The sequence below is a fragment of the Mesorhizobium sp. M0018 genome (genome assembly GCF_040323955.1).
Lineage (GTDB): Bacteria > Pseudomonadota > Alphaproteobacteria > Rhizobiales > Rhizobiaceae > Mesorhizobium.
On sequence record NZ_JAMYVL010000042.1, the window covers coordinates 1 to 23,407 of the forward strand.

General features: G+C 61.8%; 22 protein-coding genes and 4 pseudogenes. 9 read left to right on the forward strand and 17 right to left on the reverse strand.

Features of this window, described 5'->3' with window-relative positions; translation table 11 throughout:
- Nucleotides 1–121 (reverse strand): DUF982 domain-containing protein (locus tag NKJ81_RS31050; protein WP_352542808.1); only part of this gene is annotated, 121 nt, incomplete at its 3' end.
- 697 nt (nucleotides 122–818) lie between these two features.
- Nucleotides 819–1,733, reverse strand: a complete 915-nt coding sequence (locus tag NKJ81_RS31055) for an alpha/beta fold hydrolase (RefSeq protein ID WP_352542809.1) — start codon at nucleotides 1,731–1,733, stop codon at nucleotides 819–821.
- Nucleotides 1,734–2,056: 323 nt separating this feature from the next.
- On the opposite strand from NKJ81_RS31055, the pseudogene NKJ81_RS31060 reads away from it, so the two are divergent.
- Nucleotides 2,057–2,309 (forward strand): annotated as a pseudogene (locus tag NKJ81_RS31060) (alpha/beta fold hydrolase); the annotation flags it as partial.
- 310 nt (nucleotides 2,310–2,619) lie between these two features.
- On the opposite strand, the gene NKJ81_RS31065 reads toward NKJ81_RS31060, so the two are convergent.
- From NKJ81_RS31065 to NKJ81_RS31080, 4 genes are all read right to left on the reverse strand, one after another.
- Nucleotides 2,620–3,219, reverse strand: a complete 600-nt coding sequence (locus NKJ81_RS31065) for a sulfotransferase family protein (protein ID WP_352542794.1) — start codon at nucleotides 3,217–3,219, stop codon at nucleotides 2,620–2,622.
- Between the two features lie 253 nt (nucleotides 3,220–3,472).
- Nucleotides 3,473–3,643 carry a hypothetical protein gene (locus NKJ81_RS31070; protein WP_502904361.1) on the reverse strand — a complete coding sequence of 57 codons (171 nt, stop codon included), beginning with the start codon at nucleotides 3,641–3,643 and terminating at the stop codon, nucleotides 3,473–3,475.
- A 766-nt stretch (nucleotides 3,644–4,409) separates the two neighbouring features.
- Entirely contained in the window at nucleotides 4,410–5,660 is a 1,251-nt protein-coding gene (locus NKJ81_RS31075; protein ID WP_352542795.1) for an NAD(P)/FAD-dependent oxidoreductase, read from the reverse strand.
- Between the two features lie 10 nt (nucleotides 5,661–5,670).
- Nucleotides 5,671–7,059 carry an aminotransferase-like domain-containing protein gene (locus tag NKJ81_RS31080; protein WP_352542796.1) on the reverse strand — a complete coding sequence of 463 codons (1,389 nt, stop codon included), beginning with the start codon at nucleotides 7,057–7,059 and terminating at the stop codon, nucleotides 5,671–5,673.
- Nucleotides 7,060–7,373: 314 nt separating this feature from the next.
- On the opposite strand from NKJ81_RS31080, the gene NKJ81_RS31085 reads away from it, so the two are divergent.
- Genes NKJ81_RS31085 through NKJ81_RS31100 form a run of 4 tightly spaced genes read left to right on the forward strand, consistent with a single transcriptional unit; the run spans nucleotide 7,374 to nucleotide 11,711 of the window.
- Complete coding sequence (locus NKJ81_RS31085; RefSeq protein ID WP_502904362.1) at nucleotides 7,374–8,540, forward strand: ABC transporter ATP-binding protein; 1,167 nt, start codon at nucleotides 7,374–7,376, stop codon at nucleotides 8,538–8,540.
- A 5-nt stretch (nucleotides 8,541–8,545) separates the two neighbouring features.
- On the forward strand, nucleotides 8,546–9,595 hold the full coding sequence (locus NKJ81_RS31090; protein ID WP_352542798.1) for an ABC transporter substrate-binding protein: 1,050 nt from the start codon (nucleotides 8,546–8,548) through the stop codon (nucleotides 9,593–9,595).
- A gap of 5 nt (nucleotides 9,596–9,600) precedes the next feature.
- The gene (locus NKJ81_RS31095) at nucleotides 9,601–10,881 is read left to right on the forward strand and encodes an ABC transporter permease (RefSeq protein ID WP_352473294.1); all 1,281 of its coding nucleotides are present in this window, start codon (nucleotides 9,601–9,603) and stop codon (nucleotides 10,879–10,881) included.
- A 2-nt stretch (nucleotides 10,882–10,883) separates the two neighbouring features.
- A complete protein-coding gene (locus NKJ81_RS31100; RefSeq protein WP_352542799.1) occupies nucleotides 10,884–11,711 on the forward strand; it encodes an ABC transporter permease in 828 nt (275 codons plus the stop codon).
- Nucleotides 11,712–12,386: 675 nt separating this feature from the next.
- Here NKJ81_RS31100 and NKJ81_RS31105 read toward each other — a convergent pair.
- Nucleotides 12,387–12,767, reverse strand: coding sequence for a helix-turn-helix domain-containing protein (locus tag NKJ81_RS31105; protein WP_352542800.1), 381 nt, complete (start codon nucleotides 12,765–12,767; stop codon nucleotides 12,387–12,389).
- Here NKJ81_RS31105 and NKJ81_RS31110 point away from each other — a divergent pair.
- Nucleotides 12,766–13,206, forward strand: coding sequence for a hypothetical protein (locus NKJ81_RS31110; protein ID WP_352542801.1), 441 nt, complete (start codon nucleotides 12,766–12,768; stop codon nucleotides 13,204–13,206). The two genes, NKJ81_RS31105 and NKJ81_RS31110, sit on opposite strands and share 2 nt — an antisense overlap.
- A 167-nt stretch (nucleotides 13,207–13,373) precedes the next feature.
- Here the strand turns inward: NKJ81_RS31110 and NKJ81_RS31115 are convergent, their stop codons facing one another.
- The gene (locus NKJ81_RS31115) at nucleotides 13,374–13,607 is read right to left on the reverse strand and encodes a DUF6429 family protein (RefSeq protein WP_352542802.1); all 234 of its coding nucleotides are present in this window, start codon (nucleotides 13,605–13,607) and stop codon (nucleotides 13,374–13,376) included.
- 666 nt (nucleotides 13,608–14,273) lie between these two features.
- Between NKJ81_RS31115 and NKJ81_RS31120 the strand changes: the two genes are divergently transcribed.
- Nucleotides 14,274–15,860, forward strand: coding sequence for an adenylate/guanylate cyclase domain-containing protein (locus NKJ81_RS31120; RefSeq protein ID WP_352473298.1), 1,587 nt, complete (start codon nucleotides 14,274–14,276; stop codon nucleotides 15,858–15,860).
- On the opposite strand, the gene NKJ81_RS31125 is transcribed toward NKJ81_RS31120, so the two are convergent.
- The 9 genes and pseudogenes from NKJ81_RS31125 to rfbB all read right to left on the reverse strand — a co-directional run bounded on the left by NKJ81_RS31125 (nucleotide 15,857) and on the right by rfbB (nucleotide 22,493).
- Nucleotides 15,857–16,006, reverse strand: a complete 150-nt coding sequence (locus NKJ81_RS31125; RefSeq protein ID WP_352473299.1) for a hypothetical protein — start codon at nucleotides 16,004–16,006, stop codon at nucleotides 15,857–15,859. The two genes, NKJ81_RS31120 and NKJ81_RS31125, sit on opposite strands and share 4 nt — an antisense overlap.
- Complete coding sequence (locus NKJ81_RS31130) at nucleotides 16,006–16,251, reverse strand: type II toxin-antitoxin system VapB family antitoxin (RefSeq protein WP_352502836.1); 246 nt, start codon at nucleotides 16,249–16,251, stop codon at nucleotides 16,006–16,008. The genes NKJ81_RS31125 and NKJ81_RS31130 overlap by 1 nt, the downstream gene beginning before the upstream one ends.
- Before the next feature lie 232 nt (nucleotides 16,252–16,483).
- Nucleotides 16,484–17,272: a 3'(2'),5'-bisphosphate nucleotidase CysQ gene (gene cysQ / locus NKJ81_RS31135; protein ID WP_352542811.1), complete on the reverse strand. Its 789-nt coding sequence runs from the start codon at nucleotides 17,270–17,272 to the stop codon at nucleotides 16,484–16,486.
- Between the two features lie 10 nt (nucleotides 17,273–17,282).
- A complete protein-coding gene (gene cysN / locus NKJ81_RS31140) occupies nucleotides 17,283–19,220 on the reverse strand; it encodes a sulfate adenylyltransferase subunit CysN (RefSeq protein WP_352542803.1) in 1,938 nt (645 codons plus the stop codon).
- Between the two features lie 2 nt (nucleotides 19,221–19,222).
- Entirely contained in the window at nucleotides 19,223–20,128 is a 906-nt protein-coding gene (gene cysD, locus NKJ81_RS31145) for a sulfate adenylyltransferase subunit CysD (RefSeq protein ID WP_352542804.1), read from the reverse strand.
- A 63-nt stretch (nucleotides 20,129–20,191) separates the two neighbouring features.
- Nucleotides 20,192–20,659: pseudogene (locus NKJ81_RS31150) on the reverse strand (hypothetical protein); the annotation flags it as partial.
- Between the two features lie 21 nt (nucleotides 20,660–20,680).
- Nucleotides 20,681–20,926, reverse strand: a pseudogene (locus tag NKJ81_RS31155) (transposase domain-containing protein); the annotation flags it as partial.
- Nucleotides 20,925–21,361: pseudogene (locus NKJ81_RS31160) on the reverse strand (transposase family protein); the annotation flags it as partial. The pseudogenes NKJ81_RS31160 and NKJ81_RS31155, both read right to left, overlap by 2 nt.
- A 61-nt stretch (nucleotides 21,362–21,422) precedes the next feature.
- Nucleotides 21,423–22,493, reverse strand: a complete 1,071-nt coding sequence (gene rfbB / locus NKJ81_RS31165) for a dTDP-glucose 4,6-dehydratase (RefSeq protein WP_352542805.1) — start codon at nucleotides 22,491–22,493, stop codon at nucleotides 21,423–21,425.
- Nucleotides 22,494–22,756: 263 nt separating this feature from the next.
- On the opposite strand from rfbB, the gene tnpA reads away from it, so the two are divergent.
- Entirely contained in the window at nucleotides 22,757–23,110 is a 354-nt protein-coding gene (tnpA, locus tag NKJ81_RS31170; RefSeq protein ID WP_352542806.1) for an IS66-like element accessory protein TnpA, read from the forward strand.
- The coding region (gene tnpB / locus NKJ81_RS31175) for an IS66 family insertion sequence element accessory protein TnpB (protein WP_352542807.1) at nucleotides 23,107–23,407 on the forward strand (301 nt) is incomplete at its 3' end. The genes tnpA and tnpB, both read left to right, overlap by 4 nt.

Below are 23,407 nucleotides of genomic sequence, written 5' to 3' on the forward strand. Positions count from 1 at the left end.
TGGGCCAGCGGTAAAGCAGCATTTCGGCGGCTTCGCGGGTGCTCGAAACACTGACTTTGCCCGAGGACAGCAAAACGGTCACGGGCTCTTCGAACGTGCCGACGTCTCGTTCGCAGGTCATATGCTGGTCTCCTTTCGCAACCTTCCCAAGACTTTACGGGTGAACCATCCGTTCCGTTGCGTCACGTTTGTCCCGGTGGGCGAACATTCTGTGAGGACGGGCGCTCGTCCAGAGCGCGGGCTTGATCGCTCAGACTGGACTCGCCAACGCGTTGCGGTCCTCAAACAGCGAGAACCGTCCTTATCGCTACGGGCCACTTGCCGGCCCAGGCATCCGCAGACGGAAGTCAATACTCATTTCTGGGGATGGAAATCTCGCGTGCAGATCGGCGAAGCCGGGCGAGAGGAGTGATCGTCATGACCGTTCTTGCCCATAGCATCGCCAGCGACCCCCCACGGAACGTGGCGGGCCGTCTTCTTGCCTGAAGAGCTGCATCTCTATTTGGAGTTCATCGGCCAGGCGCCGGCACAAATCCCGTCCACTGGATGAGCCTCGACGGCTTCCTTGCACGGCCAAAAGATGCTCTCCACCAGCGGGCGCGCTGTAGAGTTTCGCGATTTTCGCCACAGCGACGATATTGGACACCAGGGTCCGCCGATCCATCAAGGCAACGGACGCCATCTTGGATCGGCTAATGGTCGATGCTCACGACGACACAATTGCTCGGCGTCAGAAGATGTCCTGGCCAGCATGGGCTGGCTGGTCATTGTAGCTCTCCGTCGGGTTTGCGCGCCGGCCTTAGCGGGCAGCGGATAGGCTACTTGGCGAGGAAGTCCGTAATGAGCTTGACCGTGGCGTCCGGGTTTTCCTCCATGATCCAGTGGCCGGAGCCCGGTACGATCCCAACAGTCACATGGGTCGCGACATAGCGTAGATCGTCTGCCTGGGCCGTGCCGAAAGACTTTTCAGCGCCAACGGCTAGCACCGGCATCGAGACTTTGCCGCCCTTCGCCAACAACTCCTTGTTGTCCGCCGCATCCTGGTTAAAGGCGGCGAATTGCTCGAAGGCGTCGTGCATGGCGTGAGGTCGCGCGTAAAGTACGGAGTAGTGCTTGCGCGTTGCTTCGTCGATGGCCTTCGGATTGGCTGACAACTCGTTCCAGAAACGGTCGAGATAGATACGCTCGCGCCCTGCTACCAGCCGCTCCATGTCGGGACCACGAAAGTTGAAATGCCACAGCAACGGCAAGCGGATGATGTTGTCCCAATCGCCGATGCCCGGCAGCGGCGCATCGATCACAACCCAGCGGGTGACTCGGTCGCGATACTGGGCGACGAAAGCGTAACCCACCATGTTGCCGATATCGTGGGTGACGAGGTCGGCTTTCTCGATCTTCAGATGGTCGAGGATACCGGCAATGTCGACGGCCTGGTTTTTCTTTGTGTAACCGGTGTCGGGATGGGCGGACAGTCCCATGCCGCGCAGGTCTGGCACGACTACGGTGTGATCTTGCATCAACTTTGCCGCAACAGGCGCCCACATGTCGCCACTGTCGCCGAAGCCGTGCAGCAGCACGACGGCGGGGCCCTGTCCCCCGATGCGGACATTAAGGCTCGTGCCGTTGGTTTCGATCGATTGCGTCTTGAAGCCTGGCGGGAATGGGACGACCCGCGCCGTGGCCGGCAAGCTAGCGAGCAGCAGACCTAGCACTGCCATGATCATCCTACACATGTCGTCCTCCGTGAACGTTGTTGCACTGAGCCATGCCGACGTCGGCGTGTCGCTGCCGATCCGCTTCGATGAGGAGCATAAGGACTCGCAGACGGCCCTAATAGCTCGAATCGCCGTCGATTGAACGAAGAAGGCCTTTTGTTGTGTTGCGTGATTCAGAATTGGTAGCATCAGGGCATGTTGGGTAAGACTGTATGTCGCCTCTGCCGATGAGGTGGCTCGTCCTCCTGTGGTGTGGATCGGCTCGGCCCGCCCCGAGCAACGCTCGGACGCGCACTGTAGGGCGAGCCACCTCATCGCAGAGGCGGACATATGGTCTTACCATGATGAGTAGCGCCAAGGCTCACTATGAAGCCATCAAGGCCTTCTCACTGAGGATCTGAAGAAGATCACCGTGCCCACGCTGGTCATGCATGACGACGATGACAGGTCGTGCCGATCGAGGATTCGGGCAGGCTGTCGGTCAAACTTCTTAAGAACGACACTCTGAAGGTCTATATGGGTTACCCGCACGGCATGCTGACGACGCACGCGGACGTCATCAACCACGACTTGCTGGCCTCCATCGAGGGCTGAACGTATCTTGGGGACGCGTTCGCGTTCGCAAAATGACGTGGCGGAATTTGGCCCGCCACGTCCATCTTTGCCGGCCGCAGGCGACGACCACTGACTGAACTGCCTTTCCGGCCATCTGCTTTAGCTGTGGCGTTGGTGTCGCTTTGCCCCGAGGTAGAGAAGTCGTGGATTGAGTGGCGGGCACAACCGGATCCAGCCGTGTCACTTTCGCCGTCGTGCCGGGTTCGAACCCGCACGGCACAGTGAACAATCGCATCGCGCCGCATTTCGGCCGTGGAGGGCGGCTTCGCCTTGCTTCAAGCAGACCCGTTTAGCGTGTCTCGGCCCGCCGCCGGAATTCCTCGGCGCTGTTCCGCATAGGATACGGCTGCTCCGGGATCGGGACGCCAAGATGGCGGCATAGCGGCTCCCATCCTTGCCCGAGTGCATGCACGAGCAGTCGGCCAGGCGGCACAGTGGTGAGTATGTCGTGCCGATGTGATTCGTAGACGGCTATCGCGTGAGCGCGATCGACGCGTCCTCCAAAGACCTTGCCGAAAACGAGGGTCTCCCCCAGAGAGTCCGGGTCGACCTGACCGCGGCGCGTCACCTGAAACGCGCTTTCGATACTTGTCCACCAGCTTTCGGACGAGCGGTCCGTGTGAACGATCCGTGCTTCCGGATACGCTTCGATCAATTCGCGCCAATAATAAGAGGAGGGCCAGTCCACGCAGGATGAGTAGCCCTCAAACAGACTCTCCCAGTCTGCCGACGCACCTTTGGCTAAGGCCCTCCAGCGCTGCTTCTGAATGGCGCTCCCATCGACTTCGAACATGTGATGGCAGGGTCCGAAGCCCAACAGGTTGAGCGCCTCTCGCATGGAGTCAGTTCCGGTGCGCCCGAAACCCGTTCCGATGACCTTGAGCGGCATGATAGCCCTCCACCGTGCCTGCGCCGAACCGGATCATTTATCTCCGCCAGCCGAGCACTATAACAGCTGTTTTTGCGAAAGTCCGTCTTGCGGCCACTGCCGGTCCTTCGTTGCGCGCCTCACTAGCTGACCTTCAGGCACTGGCGGAGTCTGGCCTTCGCGGGCCCCATGCGACTATTCTAAAACTTCTAAAATTGGCGACACGGCAAGTCACGGGCATCGCGTCCTACACCTTTATCGGAAGAGCATTTGATCATAGCTGTGGATACGGAATACGCCTCTGAACAGATTGGCGAATGTCGCCTGCATCGCGCGCCTGGCAGATCACGCTGCCACACCGGGTATACAAGGTGGTAACGGCAGAGCCGCCGCCGGCCGGCGTGTTGGTGGTGGCCGTGCGCCGGCCAAACGCGTCATAGGTCATGCCCGTCGCCCTGCCAGACTCTCCGGGATAGACGATGCCGATCAGCCGAGGTAGCACGCCACAACTTGAGACGGTTTTGATCGAGATGATTGTCCAAGCGGCAGATTTTCCGGCGGCCAGCTTCGATACCGTAGCGGGCGACTGCGCCGACAAATCTGGAGGCCGAATACTCTTCAACGTTCGCGTTGACAGCCATGTGGATGTTCAGCGAGTTGCCGCCATCGCGAGCAAATCTGACGAGGGGACGACTCCTTTGCTTTTGCTGTTGGATCGTACGGGGACGTCGATCAAGATCCATGAGGTGCCGGTTGAGGACTACCCGTTGGTAGTCTCGATCGCCCGTTGGGTCAGATCAGCCCCTTCACTTGCAAGCCATCACCAGCGTCAATGTCGAGGTTACCCTGCTCCTGGACGCTGTCGCGTCGGAAGCACGGCCGGATTAGCTGAATTGCGGACCCAGCCGATGTTAGCGGGGCCTACGCGTTATGATCGGGGTCCACTCCTCGTGCTGCTTTGTGCATTTCACATTGCCTTTCTATGCGACTTCCAAGCACAAAGCGTGACCATCGACCCAGAATGGCTCTGGTGTCCCACTCGCTTAGGCAGCCAAAACCTGACAATGCTGGTGCCGCTGCTGAGGTCGCGGTTGCGCCACCCTGGCAGATGGTCTGCTTTCCGCGTGCGAGCTGACCATTGCCAAGGTAGAAAATTCACTCTCCCACCTCCGAACCCAGGCGACGTTGTCTTTTCGCAGACCGCGTGGACTTCAGGCGCCGAACCTGTCCACCGCAAAGGGTGCTATGCGCGCTGGATCGCCGCGACCAATGATCAGCTCGGCAATCAGGCGCGCCGTGATCGGCGCCAGCGTCAGGCCGAGATGGCCGTGGCCGAAAGCGTGGATCACCCTCGAGCTGCCGCGCGACGGGCCGATGACCGGGCGGGAATCGGGCAGCGATGGCCGGAACCCGAGCCATTCGGATGAAGGCTGGCCGAGTTGTGGAAAGAACTGCCTGACACCGCGATCGAGCAGCGCCAGCCGGCGCGCATTTGGCGGCGCTGCAAGTCCGCCGAGCTCGACGGTTCCGGCGACACGCAGCCGGCCGGCCATCGGCGTCATGTAGAAGCCGAGATCGACCGGACAGACCGGACGATTGAGCAGAGGCGCTTCGGTCGGAAATTCGAGATGATAACCGCGTTCGGTCTCGAGCGGAATCCTGTCGCCGGCCTGTATGGCCAACGCCCGCGATTGCGCGCCCGCGGCGATAACCACCGTGTTCGCCTTGATGTTAAAGCCGGAACCGCTGAGCCTGACACCGTCCGCCTCAACCCGCAGTCCGGTTATCTCAGCCTGCGCCACCGAAACGCCGCGGTCGGCCGCGGCATCGAGCAGCCGCCGCATCACTGTCTCGGGATCGGTGACATTCATCGAGTCGGGGAAGTACAGACCGCTGGCCCCGGTCGCGGGCAGGCCAGGCTCCAGCGCGGCCACCGCTTCCGGCGTCAGAACCTCTTGATGGACGCCAAACCCGGCGCGCAGCGCCCTGCCCCCAGCGGCCTTGGCGAAATCGCTCTCGCGGCGATACAGGTAGAGACAGCCGTTGCGGCGCAGCAGGTCTGTCAGGTCAGCCTCCTCCACCATCTCTTCCCAGGCCGGCAGGGCCTCGGCCAGTAAACCGGCGAGCGCCAGCGCATTGGCGCGGGTGGCGGCGGGAAGCGATTGCCGCACGAATTGAACCAGCCATGGCGCAAGCTGCAACAGCGCCGGCCAGCGCAAGGAAAAAGGGCTGTCGGGATCGAGAAGCAGCTTTGGCAGCGCGCGCAGCAGAGCCGGATTGCCGACCGGCATGCAGGCATATTCGGCGATCGTTCCGGCATTGCCAAACGAGGCGCCGGAGCCCGGCTCATTGGGGTCGATGAGCAGGACTTCGCAACCCTCAGCTGCGAGCCGGAGTGCAGTTGCCAGTCCGACAACGCCGGCACCGACGATGGCGATTTCGACCGATTCCGACGCTGCCATCTTTAAATTCCTAGACGAAACCAGGCAATTGAAGATGGCCGGCAGATAACAGTTCGGCCATCGAGTTCAGGGCCGTGCGCAGATCGTCGAGCGAGCGCGCAGCGCCTACATTGATACGCACGCCGTGCTGTACCGGCTCGCGCCCAACGGCGAAGGCATCACCCGGGAGCACGGCAACGCCACGTTCCAGGCAGGTGCGAGCGAAACCCGCGCCCCGCCACGGCTCCGGAAGGCGCAGCCAGGCGTGGGTCGAGGTTGGGTGGTTCTGGACATCGTAGCGGCCGAGGATTTCAGTGAGGATGGCCTGGCGCTGGCGCAACTCCTGCTTCTGCGTTTCTATGATGCGCGCCGCCAGGCCCTCTTCTATCAGCCGCGCGCCGATCAGCGCCGTCAAGGGACTGATGCTCCAGCAGTTGATACGCAACGCCGCTGCGACCTGGCCGGCTATGGCGCGTGGCGCGATTACAAAACCGAGGCGCAGCCCTGGGGCAAGACATTTCGACATGGCGCCGATATGGATCGTCAGTTCGGGCTCGAGGCTGGCAAGCGACGGCAGCGGATTGTCTGCCAGGGGGCGGTAGACGTCATCTTCGATGATGAGGACGTTGTGGCGGCGGGCGACAGCTATCAGCTCGTGCCGGCGCTCTTCGGATAACGTGATGGTCGTCGGGTTGTGCAGGGTCGGCACCAGGAAGACCGCGCGTGGGCGGAGCTGCGCGCAGCCCGCATCGAACGCGTCGGCCCGCATGCCGCCACGGTCCATCGCGACGCCTCTGAGGTCGAGCCCATGCACCCGGCACAGTGCGTTGATGCCCTGATAGGTCACTTCGTCGGCGAGCACGACCTCGCCCTGCCTGGTCACCGCGCCAAGCACGCAATCCAGCCCATGCTGGGCGCCCGCCGCCAGCACCACGCGGCCGGGATCGCCTTCCCCCGCCACCGGTCGCATCCACTCGGCGATTGCCATCCTCGCCCAAAGCGGCCCCTCGGGCGGATGATAGTCCTGAAGCGTGGCATAGTGCCGGTCCTTCGACAGGCGCGGCAGCAGCAGCCCAAGCGCATCGAGATAGGCCGAGGTCGCAGGTCTGTTGACGGAAAGATCGATGACGCCGGTGTCGTCGCTCGGCGCTGACACGAAACCTGGCCTTTCGCCGCCATTGCGGGCCGCGACCGTTGTGCCGCGTCCGGGCCGTGCTTCGAGCAGGCCGCGCTGCTGCAGCGTCGACAGTGCGCGCGTCACCGTGGTGACATTGATGCCCAGCGCGCGGGCAATCTCGCGCTGCGGCGGCAGCCGGTCTCCAACTGCAAGTGTGCCGGCCGTGATCCGTTCCGCAATAGCGTCCGCAAGACGCCGATAGACCGGGCCTTCATCCGAGGCGAGTTGCAGGTCCTGAAGCATGCGGATTGGCGGTTTCGGTGTGTTGACGCTCTGGCTATCGGCGCATCTAGCATAAGACAATGCTCCAGACAATAGCACTTGTCCGGCAGGTATTTTTAAATCCGGCCCGAACAATCTCACACAATCCCGAAGAAAGCCGCTTGACGGCCAAACTTGTCTGCATCTATGGTTCTTTTGCGATCGATTGTGTGAGCATACAAGTTTGGTTTGCCGCCATTGTGCGGCAGCGTCATGCGAGACCCATACATGCACGGTAAACGCCACCTCGTTTCGACATGCAGCTTCTGCCGCAGATCGACGGACTTGCGTCCGTGATGGCCGAAGCGACAGCCCTGTCGCGTGACAGCGCCGGTCCTGCACGGGCAGCCGATGCCGGCAGCCAAGGATTTGTCGAATTCATCGATGTCGAGAAATCCTATGACGGCCGCACGTTCGCGGTATCGCGGCTGAACCTCGGCGTTGCGCGCGGCGAGTTCCTCACCCTTCTTGGACCCTCCGGTTCGGGCAAGACGACGACGCTCAACATGCTTGCAGGGTTCGAACGGCCGACCAGCGGCGTCATTGCGCTTGAAGGCCGGTCGGTCGACAGGCTGCCGCCCTACGAGCGCAACATCGGCATGGTGTTCCAGAACTACGCGCTGTTTCCGCACATGAGCGTCGAGGAGAACGTCGCCTTCCCGCTCTCCGTCCGCAAGATTACCAGGACGGAAGTCGCAGCCCGCGTCGGCCGCGCGCTCGACATGGTGCGGCTGCGGCAGTTCGGCGACCGGCGGCCGGCACAGCTTTCCGGCGGCCAGCAGCAGCGCGTCGCGCTTGCCCGCTCGCTGGTGTTCGAGCCGAGCCTGGTGCTGATGGACGAGCCGCTCGGTGCGCTCGACAAGAAGCTGCGCGAGCACATGCAGCTCGAGATCAAGCAACTTCACACGATGCTCGGTGTCACCATAGTCTATGTGACGCACGACCAGAGCGAGGCGCTGACCATGTCGGACCGCGTCGCCGTTTTTAACAATGGCGGGATTGCCCAGCTCGGTTCGCCGGATGATCTCTACAACGCGCCGCAAACTTCGTTCGTCGCGAGCTTCATCGGCGAGAACAACACCCTGCTCGGCAAGGTCGAGCGCGTCTCTGGCAAGGAGTGCCGCGTCGCGCTGGACGGCGGCGGTTCGGTAACAGCGCTCGCCATCGGTGTTGCGGAGGGCGATGCCTGCCATGTCGCTATCCGCCCGGAGCGGCTGAAGCTTGCGCCCGCCTCGAACGGAGCAAATGGGCTGGCCGCCACGGTTGAAGGCCGCATCTATCTCGGCGACCACCAGCGTCTTTTGGCCCGGCTGGAAAACGGACAGGTGCTGACCGTCAAGGTCGGCCCCGAAATGACCATGGGCAACGGGGGACCGGTCACGGTTTCCTGCGCGCCCAACGACTGCCGTGCCTTTCCGGCAGATGCCGCAACGGACGGTTCCATCTCGAAAACAGGGGAATAACAACAATGAAAATTACAAGAGCCCGGCTGTTCGCCTTTGCGGCAGCCACAGCATTCATCACCTCAGGACATGTCGCCTTCGCCGACGAGCTTTCGATCATGGCCAGCGGCGGCGCCTGGCAGGATGCCCAGCGCAAGGCATGGTTCGAGCCGTTCAGCAAGGAGACCGGTGCCAAGATCGTCGAGCAGGAATATCTCGGCGATCTCGGCAAGGTCAAAGCCATGGTCGACACCGGCAACGTGCCGATCGACCTGGTGACGGTCGAGACCGCGACCGTGCTGCAAGGTTGCGACGCCGGCATTCTCGAGCGCCTCGACTATTCCAAGATCGCGCCGCGCGAAAAATTCCTCGAAGGCTCCGCGCTCGACTGCGGCGTCGGCCTCGACGCCTATGGCGACGTGCTCGCCTATGATCCCAACGTGCTGAAAGAGGCGCCGACCTCGGTGCTCGACATCTTCGACACGACCAAGTTTCCCGGCAAGCGCGCGATGCGCAAGTTCCCGGCGCAGAATTTGGAATGGGCGCTGATGGCCGATGGCGTCGCGCCGGCCGATGTCTACAAGGTGCTGGCCACGCCGGAAGGCGTCGACCGCGCCTTCAAGAAACTCGACACCATCAAGAAAGACATCGTCTGGTGGGATGCCGGCGCACAGCCGCCGCAGCTCCTTGCATCCAAGGAAGTGGTGATGACCACCGCCTGGAACGGCCGTATCCAGAACGCCATCGATAAGGATGGGGCGCCGTTCAAGATCGTCTGGAACAACCAAATCCTCGAATACGACATGATCGCCATTCCGAAGGGGGCCAAGAGTCCGGACCTGGCCTACAAGTACCTTGCCTATATCAGCCAGCCGGAAATCAACGCCAAGCTGGCCAGCTACATCACCTACGGGCCGGTGCGCACCGATGCAGCTTCCTTTGTCGCGCCGGACGCCTTGCCCAAATTGCCGAATGCGCCCGACCATATGAGCGCTTACCTGGTCGCCGACACCGAATTCTGGGGCGATTACGGCGAGGATTTGGTCAAGCGCTTCAACGCCTGGCTCGCGCAGTAGGAAAAATGACGGCGCTTGAGCCCACGAAGCTGGAACGGCCGCGCCTCGCGCGCGACCGGTCGGCCGCCGATATCAAAGCGGCGAAATCGGTCACGGCAAAACTTCGGCGCGCCGAGTTCGGCGATCGGCTGCGGTCACTGGCGCTGGCGGCGCCTTTGCTTGTGCTCCTGGCGCTGAGCTTCGGCATCCCGATCGTCCTGCTGCTATCGCGCGCCGTCTATGACCCGACGATTGCCGACGCTTTGCCGCAGACCAGCCAGGCGCTGCGCGGCTGGAACGGCGCGGGACTGCCAGGAGATGCCGCCTTCCTGGCCCTTGCCGCCGACCTCAGGGACAATCAGGCCATGGGCACGGCATATGAGCTCGCCAAAAGCCTGAACGCCCGCCTGCCCGGTGCGCGCAGCCAGGTGCTCAAGACGGTACGCCAACTTGAGGCTGCCGACAGGCCGCCGCTGGAGGTGATGAAAGCCGTGCCGTTCTGGTCGGCGCCGGGCACGTGGCCGGTCATCGAGAGCGGCACCCATAGCGTGACGTCGTTCTACCTGCTGAGCGCGCTCGATCTGCGCTGGAACGCCGATGGAGGCATTGAAAGAGTGCCGCCGCAACAGGCGATCTTCCTGCAGGTGTTCATGCGCACATTCTTCGTCGCCGCGGCGGTGACGCTGGCTACGCTGATACTGGGCTTCCCCCTCGCCTATCTCATCGCCTCGGTACCCAAGGGCCTCGCCGCCATCCTCATCGTCGCGGTGCTGCTGCCATTCTGGACGTCGATCCTGGTGCGAACCGCGGCCTGGACCGTGCTCCTGCAGAAATTCGGCCTGGTCAACGACCTGCTTTTGTGGCTCGGCATTGCCGACGACCGGCTTGAGCTGATGTACAGCCGCATCGGACTGATCATCGCCATGACCCATATCCAGCTGCCGTTCACGCTGCTGCCGATCTATAGCGTTATGCGCACGATCCCGGCCTCGCAGATGAAAGCCGCCTATTCGCTCGGCGCAAAACCCTTCACCGCGTTCCGCCGCGTTTATCTTCCACAGGTTTTTCCGGGCGTCATGGCCGGTTGCCTGCTCACCTTCATTCTGTGCCTCGGCTACTACATCACGCCGGCGCTCATCGGCGGTGCAAGCGACCAGCTGATCAGCAATTTCATCGCCAACTACGTCAATGTCGAGCTGAACTGGGAGATGGCGGCAGCACTGAGCTTCATCCTGCTCGTCTTCACCCTGGCGCTGTTTGGCATCTTCGCCCGCATCCTCGGCCTCGACCGTCTCAAGCTGGTGTAGCCATGCTGCTGTCTCCCTATCCGACGACAGGCGAAAGAATCCGCATCACCCTGCTGTGGCTGTGGTGCGGCATGGTGATCCTGTTCCTGCTCGTGCCGATCCTCGTTCCCGTCCCCTTGTCGTTCAACAGCGGCGCCTTCTTCATCTTTCCGCTGGAGGGATTTTCGACGCGCTGGTACGCGGTCGTGCTTGGCACCCAACGCTGGCAATCGGCGATCGGCAACAGCCTGATCGTTGCGTTCGGGACGACGCTGATCGCGACGATACTCGGCACGTTGACAGCGATTGCGCTTTCCGACGAGAAGTTTCCCGGCCGCCGCATCGTCATGCCGCTGCTGCTGTCGCCGCTGATCGTGCCGGTGGTGATCACCGCCGTCGGCTCTTATCTGTTCTATGCCCGCGTCGGCCTGGCCAGCACCTATGCCGGCATCATCCTGGCGCACACCGCGCTCGCCAGTCCCTTCGTCGTCGTCACGGTGGGAGCGAGCCTCACCGGCTTCGACCGCAATCTGATGCGCGCTGCCGCCATCTCCGGAGCAAAGCCCATCACATCGTTCTTCAGGGTGATGCTGCCGCTGATCCTGCCCGGCGTGCTGTCAGGCGCCGCTTTCGCCTTCGTTACCTCGTTCGACGAGGTCGTCGTGGTACAGTTCCTGGCCAGCGCCAACCAACGCACCATGCCGCTCGAAATGTTCATCGGCTTGCGCGAGAAGCTCTCCCCGGCAATCACCGCCGCCGCGACCCTGATGATGGCGCTGTCTATAGTGCTCCTGGTCGTGGCCAACCTTCTGGTACGGCGTAGCCAGCGTCGGCCAAGCGCGAGCGAGTAACTCGTGGCCTTGCCGCTCCAATGTTCCCGCAGTTTATGGTAGTGTTCCCAGGTCCCTGGTCGGCGATCGTCGGAAGAGACGGGATGGGCACGACGCGGTCATTGAAAGGTCCGTTCGGGATCTTCGCCTTTGGATCAGTTGAGACTTCAATCCCACCTGCTTGAATGTCTGCCATCGCTTTTAGGATGCCAGAAGCTGCAAGTGCGCTCCCGGCCGCCACGACAGCGGCTGAATTGCCGGACCATCTTGGCCGCGGATAGCGCTTGCCGATGTTCTCTCCAAGTCGCAGAAGATGCAGTCGCTAACGCAAGGTGCGACAACACGAAGGCGACTGACGCGTTGGGTGATGGCGCCGTTGGCGGCAGGACAGCGCATGGATTGAGCCCGGTCCGGTCGCCGGTGCGCGGTACGCTGCACCTCAGCGTCAACGACCCAAATGGCGCCGTCTCTCGCGTCGCAGATGGTCCTGTATCGCGACGACGGGCGACCGCCCAAGAGCGATCGGCGAGCCCGCTCCGGCGCCTCGGACACACTGTCGAGCCCTAAATCCCCATAGCCCCGCCCGCCATCCCGCGGTTCAGTTCATCAGGCTTCAATGTAGTCGCGACCCGTGGGTGCCTGCCCAATCGCGCCCGCGACTACACAGAACCCCCAGATTCATTATGCACCTCCTTTTCAAATGGCGGAAAACAGCGATTCCTGGTTATCGTCGTGGATGCGACCCGGAGTATTGCGCGCCAGTTCGGCCTTGATCCGTTCGTCTTCGAGGTCGCTGGCGCGGATCTGGTAGCGCGCGCCGCGCATGACCTGCTCGGCGGGTAAGAGGCCATCCCTGATGAACCGGCGGATTTTGACGTGCGACACGCCGAGCTTCGCGGCCGCATCCGACATAGTGATCCACTCGCCATTCTTGTCGGACGAGCGATAGCCGCTGATCTTGTGCACCGTGCGCAGCGATTGGACGCGACGCGCGGTCCAGGTCTTTCCCTGACCGGTCTGCATGCCCATGCGGTTGAGTGTGGCAGCGATTTCGGCATCCGACCATCGGGTTGCCATGGAGCATGATCGCCAGAGCCTCCTCAGGCGTACGCTGGCCATGCTCTCCGGATTTGGGCTTGCGAACCCGTACCTGCGAGTGCTGGCCTCCGTGCCAGTGGATGGTCAAGATCACGTCGCGCGCATCGTCATCGACATCCGCCACGATGTCCTTGATGAGCGCGCGCAGCAGTTGCTGACGACAGCGCATGTCGACACCCGGCGCGTTCCAGGTGGCCTCGAGATCCTGGGCGAGGCCCGTGAAGTCCGGAACCGCGTCGACAGGCTCCACACGCTGGACTTCGCTCAGCCGGGCCTCGCAGGTCCCCACGCGCCTGAGCGTGGCTTCCCAACTCCTCTCGAGCTGGGCCGCAATAAGCCGGTTCTCCGGGTCGCAGGCCGCTTCGCCGGCAGAAAGCATCTTGCGGATGGTGGACCTCGCGACAATGCCGTTGATTGAGGGCCGCGGCTGCGGTGTTCTCTGCCACTGCCTTTAACAGACTGGATGCGCCCGTTCGAATACCAATTTATCCGCCACGGCGAGAGCACTGGCCGTCCCGCCTGCGGTCAGCGCGAAATTCAGCCATGTGCGCTATCAGCTCGCAGGCACCCGTCCCGCAATCTGGCTCAGGGCGCCGGGCGGGTGAACAGGGTTCGGAATAGCTCCTCAGCACGCCGCAGTCCTTCATCTGTCAGAACCACCGACTTCGCCTTGTTTGCCGGATTTGCGATCAGCCCCTTCTCGTGCAAGCGATCCAGAGCATTCCAATCCAACCCCTTCCAGGCGCGCCTCTCTTCATGCAGCGTCAGCCAAAGCAGGCCCAGAACGGCTTCGTCGATCTTGTCGGCGTCGATCTCCATGCAAGCAGTCTAACACGCGAAAAGGCCGCTGCCACGATCCACACCGGATGGTTATTCCCTGCCGCGAGCGTTCGCCTGAGAACAAGTGCCTCACTCAGGCGTCGCATCCGCGACGGCGTCATTGGGGGCCGACGAGCCGGGAACGGGATTGGAGTTCATCATGATGCCTAAGCGGCCGTGGCAGCGTTGCCGCTGGCAATGAAATGCAAATTGGCGAAATCCTCGTCTTCGCCCAGGTTGCGCTTACCGCAGGCGAGCGGCGCACTATCCAGGTCCGCGTCATGCTGCCGGCAACGCGCGCCGCCCCGCCGCGGTGGCCCATTCCATAGTCGACCGACGCGCGGAGACGTTTTGCGGGACACTTTCTTTTCCGACCCGCTGTCCGACTGCAAGTCTCAACCTTGTCAGAGGTGATTTTTGACTCCTGAGCGGTTATCGCGGAGCGCATCCGGCCACAACCGACGTTGCGACATCCCTTTCCTGATTCACTGTCCGTCCAGCGCCAGAATGCGAAATCCGCTGTGAACGGTCGGGGCTTAGCAACAACCGCTCAAGGTCGGTCCGACGTTGCAGGGCTGACGTGTTTTCATCGAGCCAAGACTGACTCTGGTACCGCGCCGGGAATGAGCTATAGTTCACACACTAAGACGGCCGGGCGCTTGCACAATGGCTGGACTGGGTGAACAGATTGCGCGACAGCAGCGCACTATGGGACCGCTCCTGGTGGCGGCAGTGGTCATCGGCCTTGTCGGTCTGCCCGTTGCAGCCTGGCTCGACCTCCGAGACCTATCGGAACGGATGCTGCGCAGGCAAGCCAGCGAAATCAGCCGCATCATCGACGAAATGCGCGGATTCTACGGCAGCGACGTCGTGGGACGCGTGCTGCAAGCTAACGGCGCCGTGACTGCGACGCACAACTACCGGGACGTGCCAGGCGCGATCCCTATTCCAGCAACCCTCTCGATCGAACTGGGCAACCGCATCAGCGCTCATGACGGCTCGGTCAAATATCGGTTCGTCTCGGATCTGCCTTTCAAAGGTCGCGCGCCCCACCAGCTCGATGCGTTCGAGCGGAATGCAATCTTGGCTTTGCGCGCCAACCCGAAGGAGCCGATCATCGAGGTCTCGGGCTCACTGTTTGACCGGCAGGTGCGCGCCGCGGCCCCTGTCATAATGGGACAAGTGTGCGTGACCTGCCATAACTCACACCCGGACAGCCCCAAGACGGACTGGAAGGTGGGGGATGTCCGAGGGATCCAGGAGATATCAGTCAATCAGCCTATTGCTGCGAACGTGCTGACCTTCAAGTATCTGCTCCTGTATTTCGGTTTCGCGGCGGCGGCGGGCCTGACGTTCATTCTCCTGCAGCGTCGGCAGTCCGCGTTGATTCAGGGCATCAACAAGGAGCTTTCGGAGGCAAACGACTTCCTGGCCGCGATTTCATTGAAGATCGCCAAATACCTTTCGCCTCAAATTTACAAAAGTATCTTCAGCGGCCAGAAGGACGTCACCATCGCGACCGAGCGCAAGAAGCTCACAATCTTTTTCTCCGACGTCAAGGATTTCACCGCGATCGTGGAACGGCTCCAGCCCGAGGACTTGACGCTTCTCCTCAACGAGTACTTCACCGAGATGTCGACGATCGCGCTCAAACACGGCGGCACCGTCGACAAGTTCATCGGCGACGCGCTTCTTGTGTTCTTCGGAGACCCCGAGACGCAAGGCGTCGAGGAAGACGCGAGAGCCTGCTTGCGCATGGCTGTCGACATGCAGCGTCGGCTGGAGCAGTTGAACAGGGTGTGGCATGACCGCGGAGTTGAACGGCCCTTCCGAGCTCGTATGGGCATCAACACGGGCTATTGCAATGTTGGGAACTTCGGTTCCGATGATCGGATGGACTACACGATCATTGGAGCCGAGGCGAACTTGGCGGCCCGGCTGCAGTCGATTGCCGAGCCCGGCGGCATCTGCCTCAGCTATGAGACTTACGCGCTCGTGCGCGACCTTGTCCGGGCGCGTCCGTTAGCACCCATTGCCATGAAGGGGATCAGCCGGGAGGTTGTCCCCTACGAAGTCGAGGGCCTCCTGGGTGAACTCGCCCAGCGCCCTCAGGTCATCAGCGAGCATGCGACTGGTCTCGACTTGTTCCTCGATGTTGAGGCAATCGACGAGAACGGGGTGGAGCGGGCGAAGAAACGACTTTCGGAGGCGCTCCTGGCCTTAACCATCCGAAGCAAGCCCGCCGCACTTTAGGTTCTTGAACGTGATCCAATCTGGACCGTGGCCAGCCAAGTAAAGTCCGGTTCAACACCGTTCAGGCGCGCCGGGTCCCGGCCAGGAGTTCGCGCATCATCCTCGTTGGTCATCAGCGCCGTCAGGGCCGAGGCGTCGATGAACATCAGTGATTCTCGTACAGGCTGTCGCGAAACGCCTTGTCGGCGGGCCTGCCGCGATCAGGCTTGCCCCGGGCTCGCAGATCACGGCAGAACCTGACGCCGATCTCCACCAGGGACGGTCTATCCTGTTCGCGCTCAAGCTCATGCTTGAGCGCGGCATGGACGGCCTCTGTCAGACCAGTCCTCTTAAGCGCGGCGACCCGGCGGGCCAGCGCGTCAGTCTCGGGATTCTTGATGTGGAACGCCATCACTGCCTCGTATAGCCGTTCAAGCGTATCGGTATACAGCAATTTGGATACACCGTGTGAAGGCCCGCAGCATCGACCGGACACGAAGCAAATCGGCCACGCCGACCCAACTGTCGGCTGGATGGGATCGTACCGCTGTGTTTAGAGATCTCGAGCAGTATCTGAGGTCGCTTGCATAAGTCCCTTGCAACACCCGCACTTTCGTACGGGTCTGGAACTGCGCAATCACCGTCTAGCCAATGCCAGCAGCCTTGCCGCTGGCGATGAAATGCGGATTGGCGAAATCCTCGTCGTCACTCTGGTTGCGCTTGCCGTAGGCGAGCGGCTCACCATCCAGCGTGCGCGTCATGCCGCCGGCGGCGCGTAGCACCGCGTCACCCGCGGCCGTATCCCACTCCATGGTGCGGCCGAAGCGTGGATAGACGTCTGCCTCGGCGCCGGCAACGAGACAGAATTTCAGCGACGAGCCGACCGAGACGATCTCGGCAGCGCCCAGCGCGCGGATATAGGCGTCGGTTTCCGGCGTGTTGTGGGAGCGGCTGGCAACGACGGTTAGCGGCACCATACCGGCCCTTGCCGAAATCGGCTGGCGATCGACGATCTCGTAGTCGCCATTGATCTCGATCGTTTCCGCTTTGCCCGGCCGGCCGGAAAAGAAGCGGCCGGTGCAAGGCGCGAAGACAACGCCGATCTCAGGCACGCCATGGCGAACCAGCGCGATGTTGACAGTGAAATCGGTCCTGCGGTTGACGAACTCCTTGGTGCCGTCGAGAGGATCGATCAGGAAGAAGGCGTCGCCGAGATCCGGTGCCATGATGCCGGCCGAAGCTTCTTCCTCGGCCACGCACGGAATCTCGGGAAATGCGGCGCGCAGCCCGGCAAGGATGATCTTCTCGCTCTCGCGGTCAGCTTCCGTCACCGGCGAACTGTCCGACTTGCTGTCGACCGCACAGCCGGCACGAAAGACGCGCATCACCTCTCGCCCTGCCGCCAAAGCAAGGTGCTCGAAGACGGCGAGCATCGCTTCGTCGTCAGATACCGCCGCCGCTGTCATATTGGTCTTCGGCAATGTCCCGCTCGTTCAGCCAGTGTTCCAGGGCGTCCACCATCTCCTCGGCCGATCTGCCGAGGGTCTTGAGATGGATTTCGGGCTTTTCCGGCACCTCATAGGGTGAATCGACGCCGGTGAAATTCTTGATCTCGCCGTTCAACGCCCGCGCATAGAGACCCTTCGGATCGCGCCTGGCGCATTCCTCGAAGGGGGTATCGACAAACACCTCGACGAATTCGCCGTCGGCCATCAATTCGCGCGCCATGCGCCGCTCGGCGCTGAACGGCGAAATGAACGACACGATGACGACCAGCCCGGCGTCGGCCATCAGGCGTGCCACTTCGGCGACGCGGCGAATGTTTTCGACACGATCGGCGTCGGTGAAACCGAGATCGCGGTTGAGGCCGTGACGGACGTTGTCGCCATCCAGAATGTAGGTATGGCGCCCAGTGGCGAACAGCTTCTTTTCGAACAGATTGGCGATGGTCGACTTGCCCGAGCCCGAAAGCCCGGTGAACCAGAACACGGCCGGCCGCTGGTTCTTCATATCGGCGCGGGCGCGCTTGCCGACATCGAGCGACTGCCAGTGGATGTTTTCGGCGCGGCGCAGCGAATGCAGGATCATGCCGGCGCCGACCGTAGCGTTGGTGATGCGGTCGATCAGGATGAAGGCGCCGGTGGTGCGGTTCTCGGCAAACGGATCGAAGGCGATCGGCGACCGCGTCGAGATATTGCAGATGCCGACTTCGTTCATTTCAAGCGACTTGGCCGCCTCATGGGCAAAGTCGTTGACGTTGACCCGGTATTTCAGGTCGGTGACAGTGGCGCTGGTCTGGTCGGTCTCGGTGCGCACGATGTAGGAGCGGCCGGGCAGCAGCGCGTGTTCGTCGAACCAGACGATGTTGGCGGCGAACTGGTCGGCGACGTGCGGCCGCGCCGCCGGCGATACCAGCATATTGCCGCGCGAGACTTCCACCTCGTCGTCGAGGACAAGGGTGATGGCCTGGCCGGCGATAGCCTGCTGAAGGTCGCCGCCATGCGAAACGATGCGCCTGACACGGGAGGATTTGCCGGATTTCGCGACGACCACCTCGTCGCCCGGCGCAACCGATCCGGACGCTATGGTGCCGGCGAAACCGCGGAAATCGAGATTGGGACGGTTCACATATTGGACCGGAAAGCGGAACGGCAATTCGACCGCGGCCTCGTCGACCGAGACGGTTTCGAGATGTTCGATCAGCGTCGGGCCGGAATACCAGTCCGTCCTATCGGAACGGCCGGTAACGTTGTCGCCGTAGCGGGCCGACATCGGAATGGGCACGATCGTCTGGAAGCCGAGCTCACGCGAGAATTGCCCGTAATCCGCGACGATCCGTTCAAAAACCGCCTCGTCGAAGCCGACAAGATCGATCTTGTTGACTGCGAGCACGATGTGGCGGATGCCCAGAAGCGAGGCGATTATCGAATGCCGCCTTGTCTGGCGCAGTACGCCCTGGCGAGCATCGATCAGCACGATGGCGAGATCGGCGGTCGATGCCCCCGTCGCCATGTTACGCGTGTACTGTTCGTGGCCGGGCGTGTCGGCGACGATGAACTTGCGCTTTGGCGTGGCGAAGAAGCGATAGGCGACGTCGATGGTAATGCCTTGCTCGCGCTCGGCCTCGAGGCCGTCGACCAGCAGCGCGAAATCGACATCATCGCCGGTGGTCCCGTGCTTGCGCGAATCGCGCTCGAGCGTGGCCAGCTGGTCCTCGAAAATCTGCTTGGTGTCGGAAAGCAGGCGCCCGATCAGCGTCGACTTGCCGTCGTCGACCGAGCCGCAGGTCAGGAAGCGCAGCAGCGACTTTCGTTCTTGCGCCGCCAGATAGTCGCGGACGCCGTCGGTCGGGGCGAGGCTCTTGGCCATGATGTGGCGCATACTCAGAAATACCCCTCGCGCTTCTTCTTTTCCATCGAGCCGGCTTCATCACGGTCGATCAGGCGACCTTGCCGCTCGGAAGTGCGCGCCGTGAGCATTTCGCCGACTATGGCCTCCAGAGTGTCGGCCTCCGAGTCGATCGCGCCGGTCAGCGGATAACAGCCGAGCGTGCGGAACCGCACCATCCGGTTCTCCACTGTTTCGCCGGGCCGCAGCTGCATGCGCTCATCATCCCTCAGGATGAGCATGCCATCGCGCTCGACGACCGGCCGCTCCTTGGCCAGATACAGGGGCACGATCGGGATGTCTTCCTGGAGAATGTACTGCCAGATGTCGAGTTCGGTCCAGTTCGACAACGGGAACACCCTGATCGATTCACCGGCAGCGACGCGGGTGTTGAAAATCTTCCACATCTCCGGCCGCTGGTTCTTCGGATCCCAGACATGCTGGGCGTTGCGGAACGAGAAGATGCGCTCCTTGGCGCGCGACTTCTCCTCGTCGCGCCGCGCGCCGCCGAAGGCTGCGTCAAACCCGTATTTGTCGAGTGCCTGCCGCAGCGCCACCGTTTTCATCACATGCGTGTGGGTGTTGGAGCCGTGGTCGAAAGGGTTGATGTTGTCGCGCACACCGTCTTCATTGACATGGACCAGGAGGTCGAAGCCGAGCTTTTGCTGCATCTGGTCGCGAAAGGCGATCATCTCGCGGAATTTCCACGTGGTGTCGACATGGAGAAAGGGAAAGGGCGGCTTGGCCGGATAGAATGCCTTCATCGCCAGGTGCATGAGCACGGACGAATCCTTGCCGACCGAATAGAGCATCACCGGCTTGGCGAAGGCCGCGGCCACCTCGCGAAAGATATGGATGGATTCAGCCTCAAGCCGCTGAAGGTGCGTAAGTGCGATGTTCATGGACTGTAAGCGTTCTTTCGTACCGATCCACGGAAGGGCCTGTATCATCAATGGGCGCGATCTTCAGCCGCCTGGTTCAAGCTGCACTTCTGGACAATCTATTTCTCGTGCGGGCGTTCTAGCAGATCGTTCTTGCGCAGAACAATGCAAGACAAGCCTGCGGCCGAATGGTTCGGGAATGAATTTTCCGTATGGCCAGCAAAAACGGGAAATTTCTGCCCGGCGAGTGTTTAGTCCCGGAGTTGGACGGGTGGGGTCGGAACCGTTCGGGCTTCTTTTGCCCAGATTTTGCAGATGAACTCATCGGGGTGAGGCCCTTGAGGGTCTTAAGCCGGCGCGCGAAATTGTACGCTGAGATGAAGTCGGCGAGATGCCGGCGCAGTTATGGATGGCACAGGGCACGACCGCGATCAGATTGCGAAGGAACCGGGCCACCGCCATCTTGCCCGCCGTCGGGTGCAGTTCCGCATAGGCGAACTTCGACGTCCGATCGATAGCCACGAAAAGGCGCAGCTTACCCTCGGCGGTCTGTAAGCGGATAGCTGATGCCGTTCAGCGCTGGTAATTCCATGGCATGAGGGCGTCGATATCGCTGTTTGGCCAGCCATTGGCAATGCGCTCGAGGGTCAGGGTGAGCCAGGCGTGCGGATCGACCTGATTCATCTTGGCGGTGGTCAGCAGGGTGGCGATGGTGGCCCATGTCCGTCCGCCGCCGTCGCTGCCAGCGAAGAGGCTGTTCTTTCGGGTAATTGTCTGCGGCCGGATGGCGCGCTCGACGGTGTTGGAGTCGATTTCGATCGGCGGTCTGCACCTCGGCGAGATCGATATGAAATAGCCGAGCGGATAGGCCTTGAACTTCTTCCTGGCCGGCTTGTCAGCGTCCAGCTCCGGCAGCCGCGGAATGCCATGGCGCTGAAGGCAGCGATGCAATGACGAGCGCGTCAGATGCGGGATCGAGGGCTGCAGGGCATAGAGGCGATCGTCCAGCGCCAGCAGCGTGTGCTTGCGAAAGGGGACGATCGCCGCTCCCTCTTCGAGCGACAGCACTGTCGATCTCGGGTTTTTCGGGCCGGTCGGAAGATCGGCGGTCGAGGTCCGGTTCCTCCATTCTCTAACTGTCTTCTGATCGATGCCGTAGTGCTTGGCCAGCGCCCTCAGGCCCTCTTGACTATGCTGTATTGCTCGACGGACTGCCTCTGTCGTCGCGACGCGGCCGTGTAGAACCTGTCCCATAGACAATGATGCGCCATCAAAGCCTGGGATCACCGGCTCGTCCTCTTGACGACCACACGCCTCAGGCAGCCCCCTTGCGCGCTTCGCCAAGTCGCTCGCCGGCATAGCGGTCGTGACTAATCGGCCCCCACCACCATTCGTTCTGGAGATACCAGTCGACCGTCCTGGCGAGACCGCGAGCGAAGTTTTCGCGCGGGGCCCAGCCGAGATCGCGCCCGATCTTTGAGGCGTCGATCGCATAGCGCCGGTCATGGCCCGGACGGTCAGGGACGAACACAATCAGGTCGCGATAGCGCCGGCCGCCGGACCGTGGCCGCCTGTCATCGAGAACGTCACAGATCGCCTCGACCACCGCGAGGCTGGTGCGCTCCGAGCCGCCTCCGACATTGTAACTCTCGCCGACTGAACCCTGGGTCGCGATCATAGCCAAGGCTCGTGCATGATCGTCGACGAAAACCCAGTCGCGCACATTACTTCCCCTGCCGTAGACCGGCAGCGATTTCTCGTCGAGCGCATTCAAAATTACGAGCGGGATCAATTTTTCGGGGAACTGGAAAGGACCGTAATTGTTCGAGCAGGTCGACAGCAAGACCGGCAGCCCGTAAGTCTTGTACCACGCACGCACCAGGTGATCGGACGCCGCCTTTGATGCCGAATAAGGGGAGGATGGCGCATAGGGCGTCTGTTCGGTGAAGACACTGCTGTCGAAGGGCAGATCGCCGAACACTTCATCGGTCGAAACATGGAGGAACCGAAATCGGCGTTTTTTCTCGCTGGGGAGTCTGCGCCAATATTCCAGCGCCGAATTCAGCGCTTGATACGTTCCAACTATGTTGGTCTCGATGAAGGCGGCAGGTCCAATGATCGACCGGTCAACATGGCTTTCGGCGGCCAGATGCATGACGATGTCGATTTCGTCGCGATTTAGTAAGTCTAGAACCGCCCCCGCGTTACAAATGTCGGCGTACTCAAATCTGTAATTGCGGGCGTTTTCTATCGATCGGAGAGAAGCGAGATTTCCTGCATAGGTAAGCTTGTCGAGATTGGTCACACGATGAGCCAGATTGCTGCACAAATACCGGCAGACTGCCGAACCGACAAAGCCGGCCCCCCCGGTTACGAGAAAGTTCATGCCACCCTCCTCAGGCAATCACGAGCCGCTCATGCGAACAACTCGGCGGCCACTCTGGGCGCCCCGAAATCTTATCCAAAAACCGAAGACTTATCCAAAATTAAAAATCCCCCAGTCATCAAGGGGCATTCGATGCCCTCGAAACGGATTGCCCAATCATGCTTCGGCAGTACCTCTCCGGCGAGGGCCGCCTTGCGGGAGCATGGCCCGGTAGCGAAGCTGCGCTCTTAAGGCGTCCTTTCGAGCGCAGTTAGCAGCACAGCATGAGCCATGTGACGTTATTGACCGGACCGGAGCGTCGTCGTCGTTGGCGTGAAGAGGATCAGTGCCGGATCCTGGCCGCGGCATTCGCGCCCGGGTCCACGGTGGCGGCGGTAGCGCGTCAGTACGATGTCGCAACCAGCCTGATCTATAAGTGGCGCCGCACGCTGAGAGCCCGCGAGACGGGCTTTGCCGAAGTTGTCGTGGTTCCCGATAAGCCTGTCGCCGCTTCGGTGCCGGCGGCGCCACCAGCGGTGATCGAGCTGGAGATCGCCGGCAAGGTGCGGCTGCGGATACCGCTGACCACGCCGCCGACACTGGCGACGGCGATGGTGAAGGCGCTGGGTGTTTCATGATCCCGGTCCCGAGCCAGGTGCGGATCTGGTTGGCGGTCGGCCGGACCGATATGCGTCGCGGAATGCAAGGCCTCGCCCTGCAGGTTCAGGAGACGTTGGGCCGGGATCCGCATGCCGGCGATCTTTATGTCTTCCGCGGCCGCAGCGGCAATCTGGTCAAGATTATCTGGCATGATGGGCTCGGCATGTCGCTATATGCAAAACGGCTCGAGAAGGGCCGGTTTCTATGGCCGTCGCCGGCGGACGGCACGGTTTCCATATCACCGGCGCAGCTCGCCTACATGCTCGACGGGATCG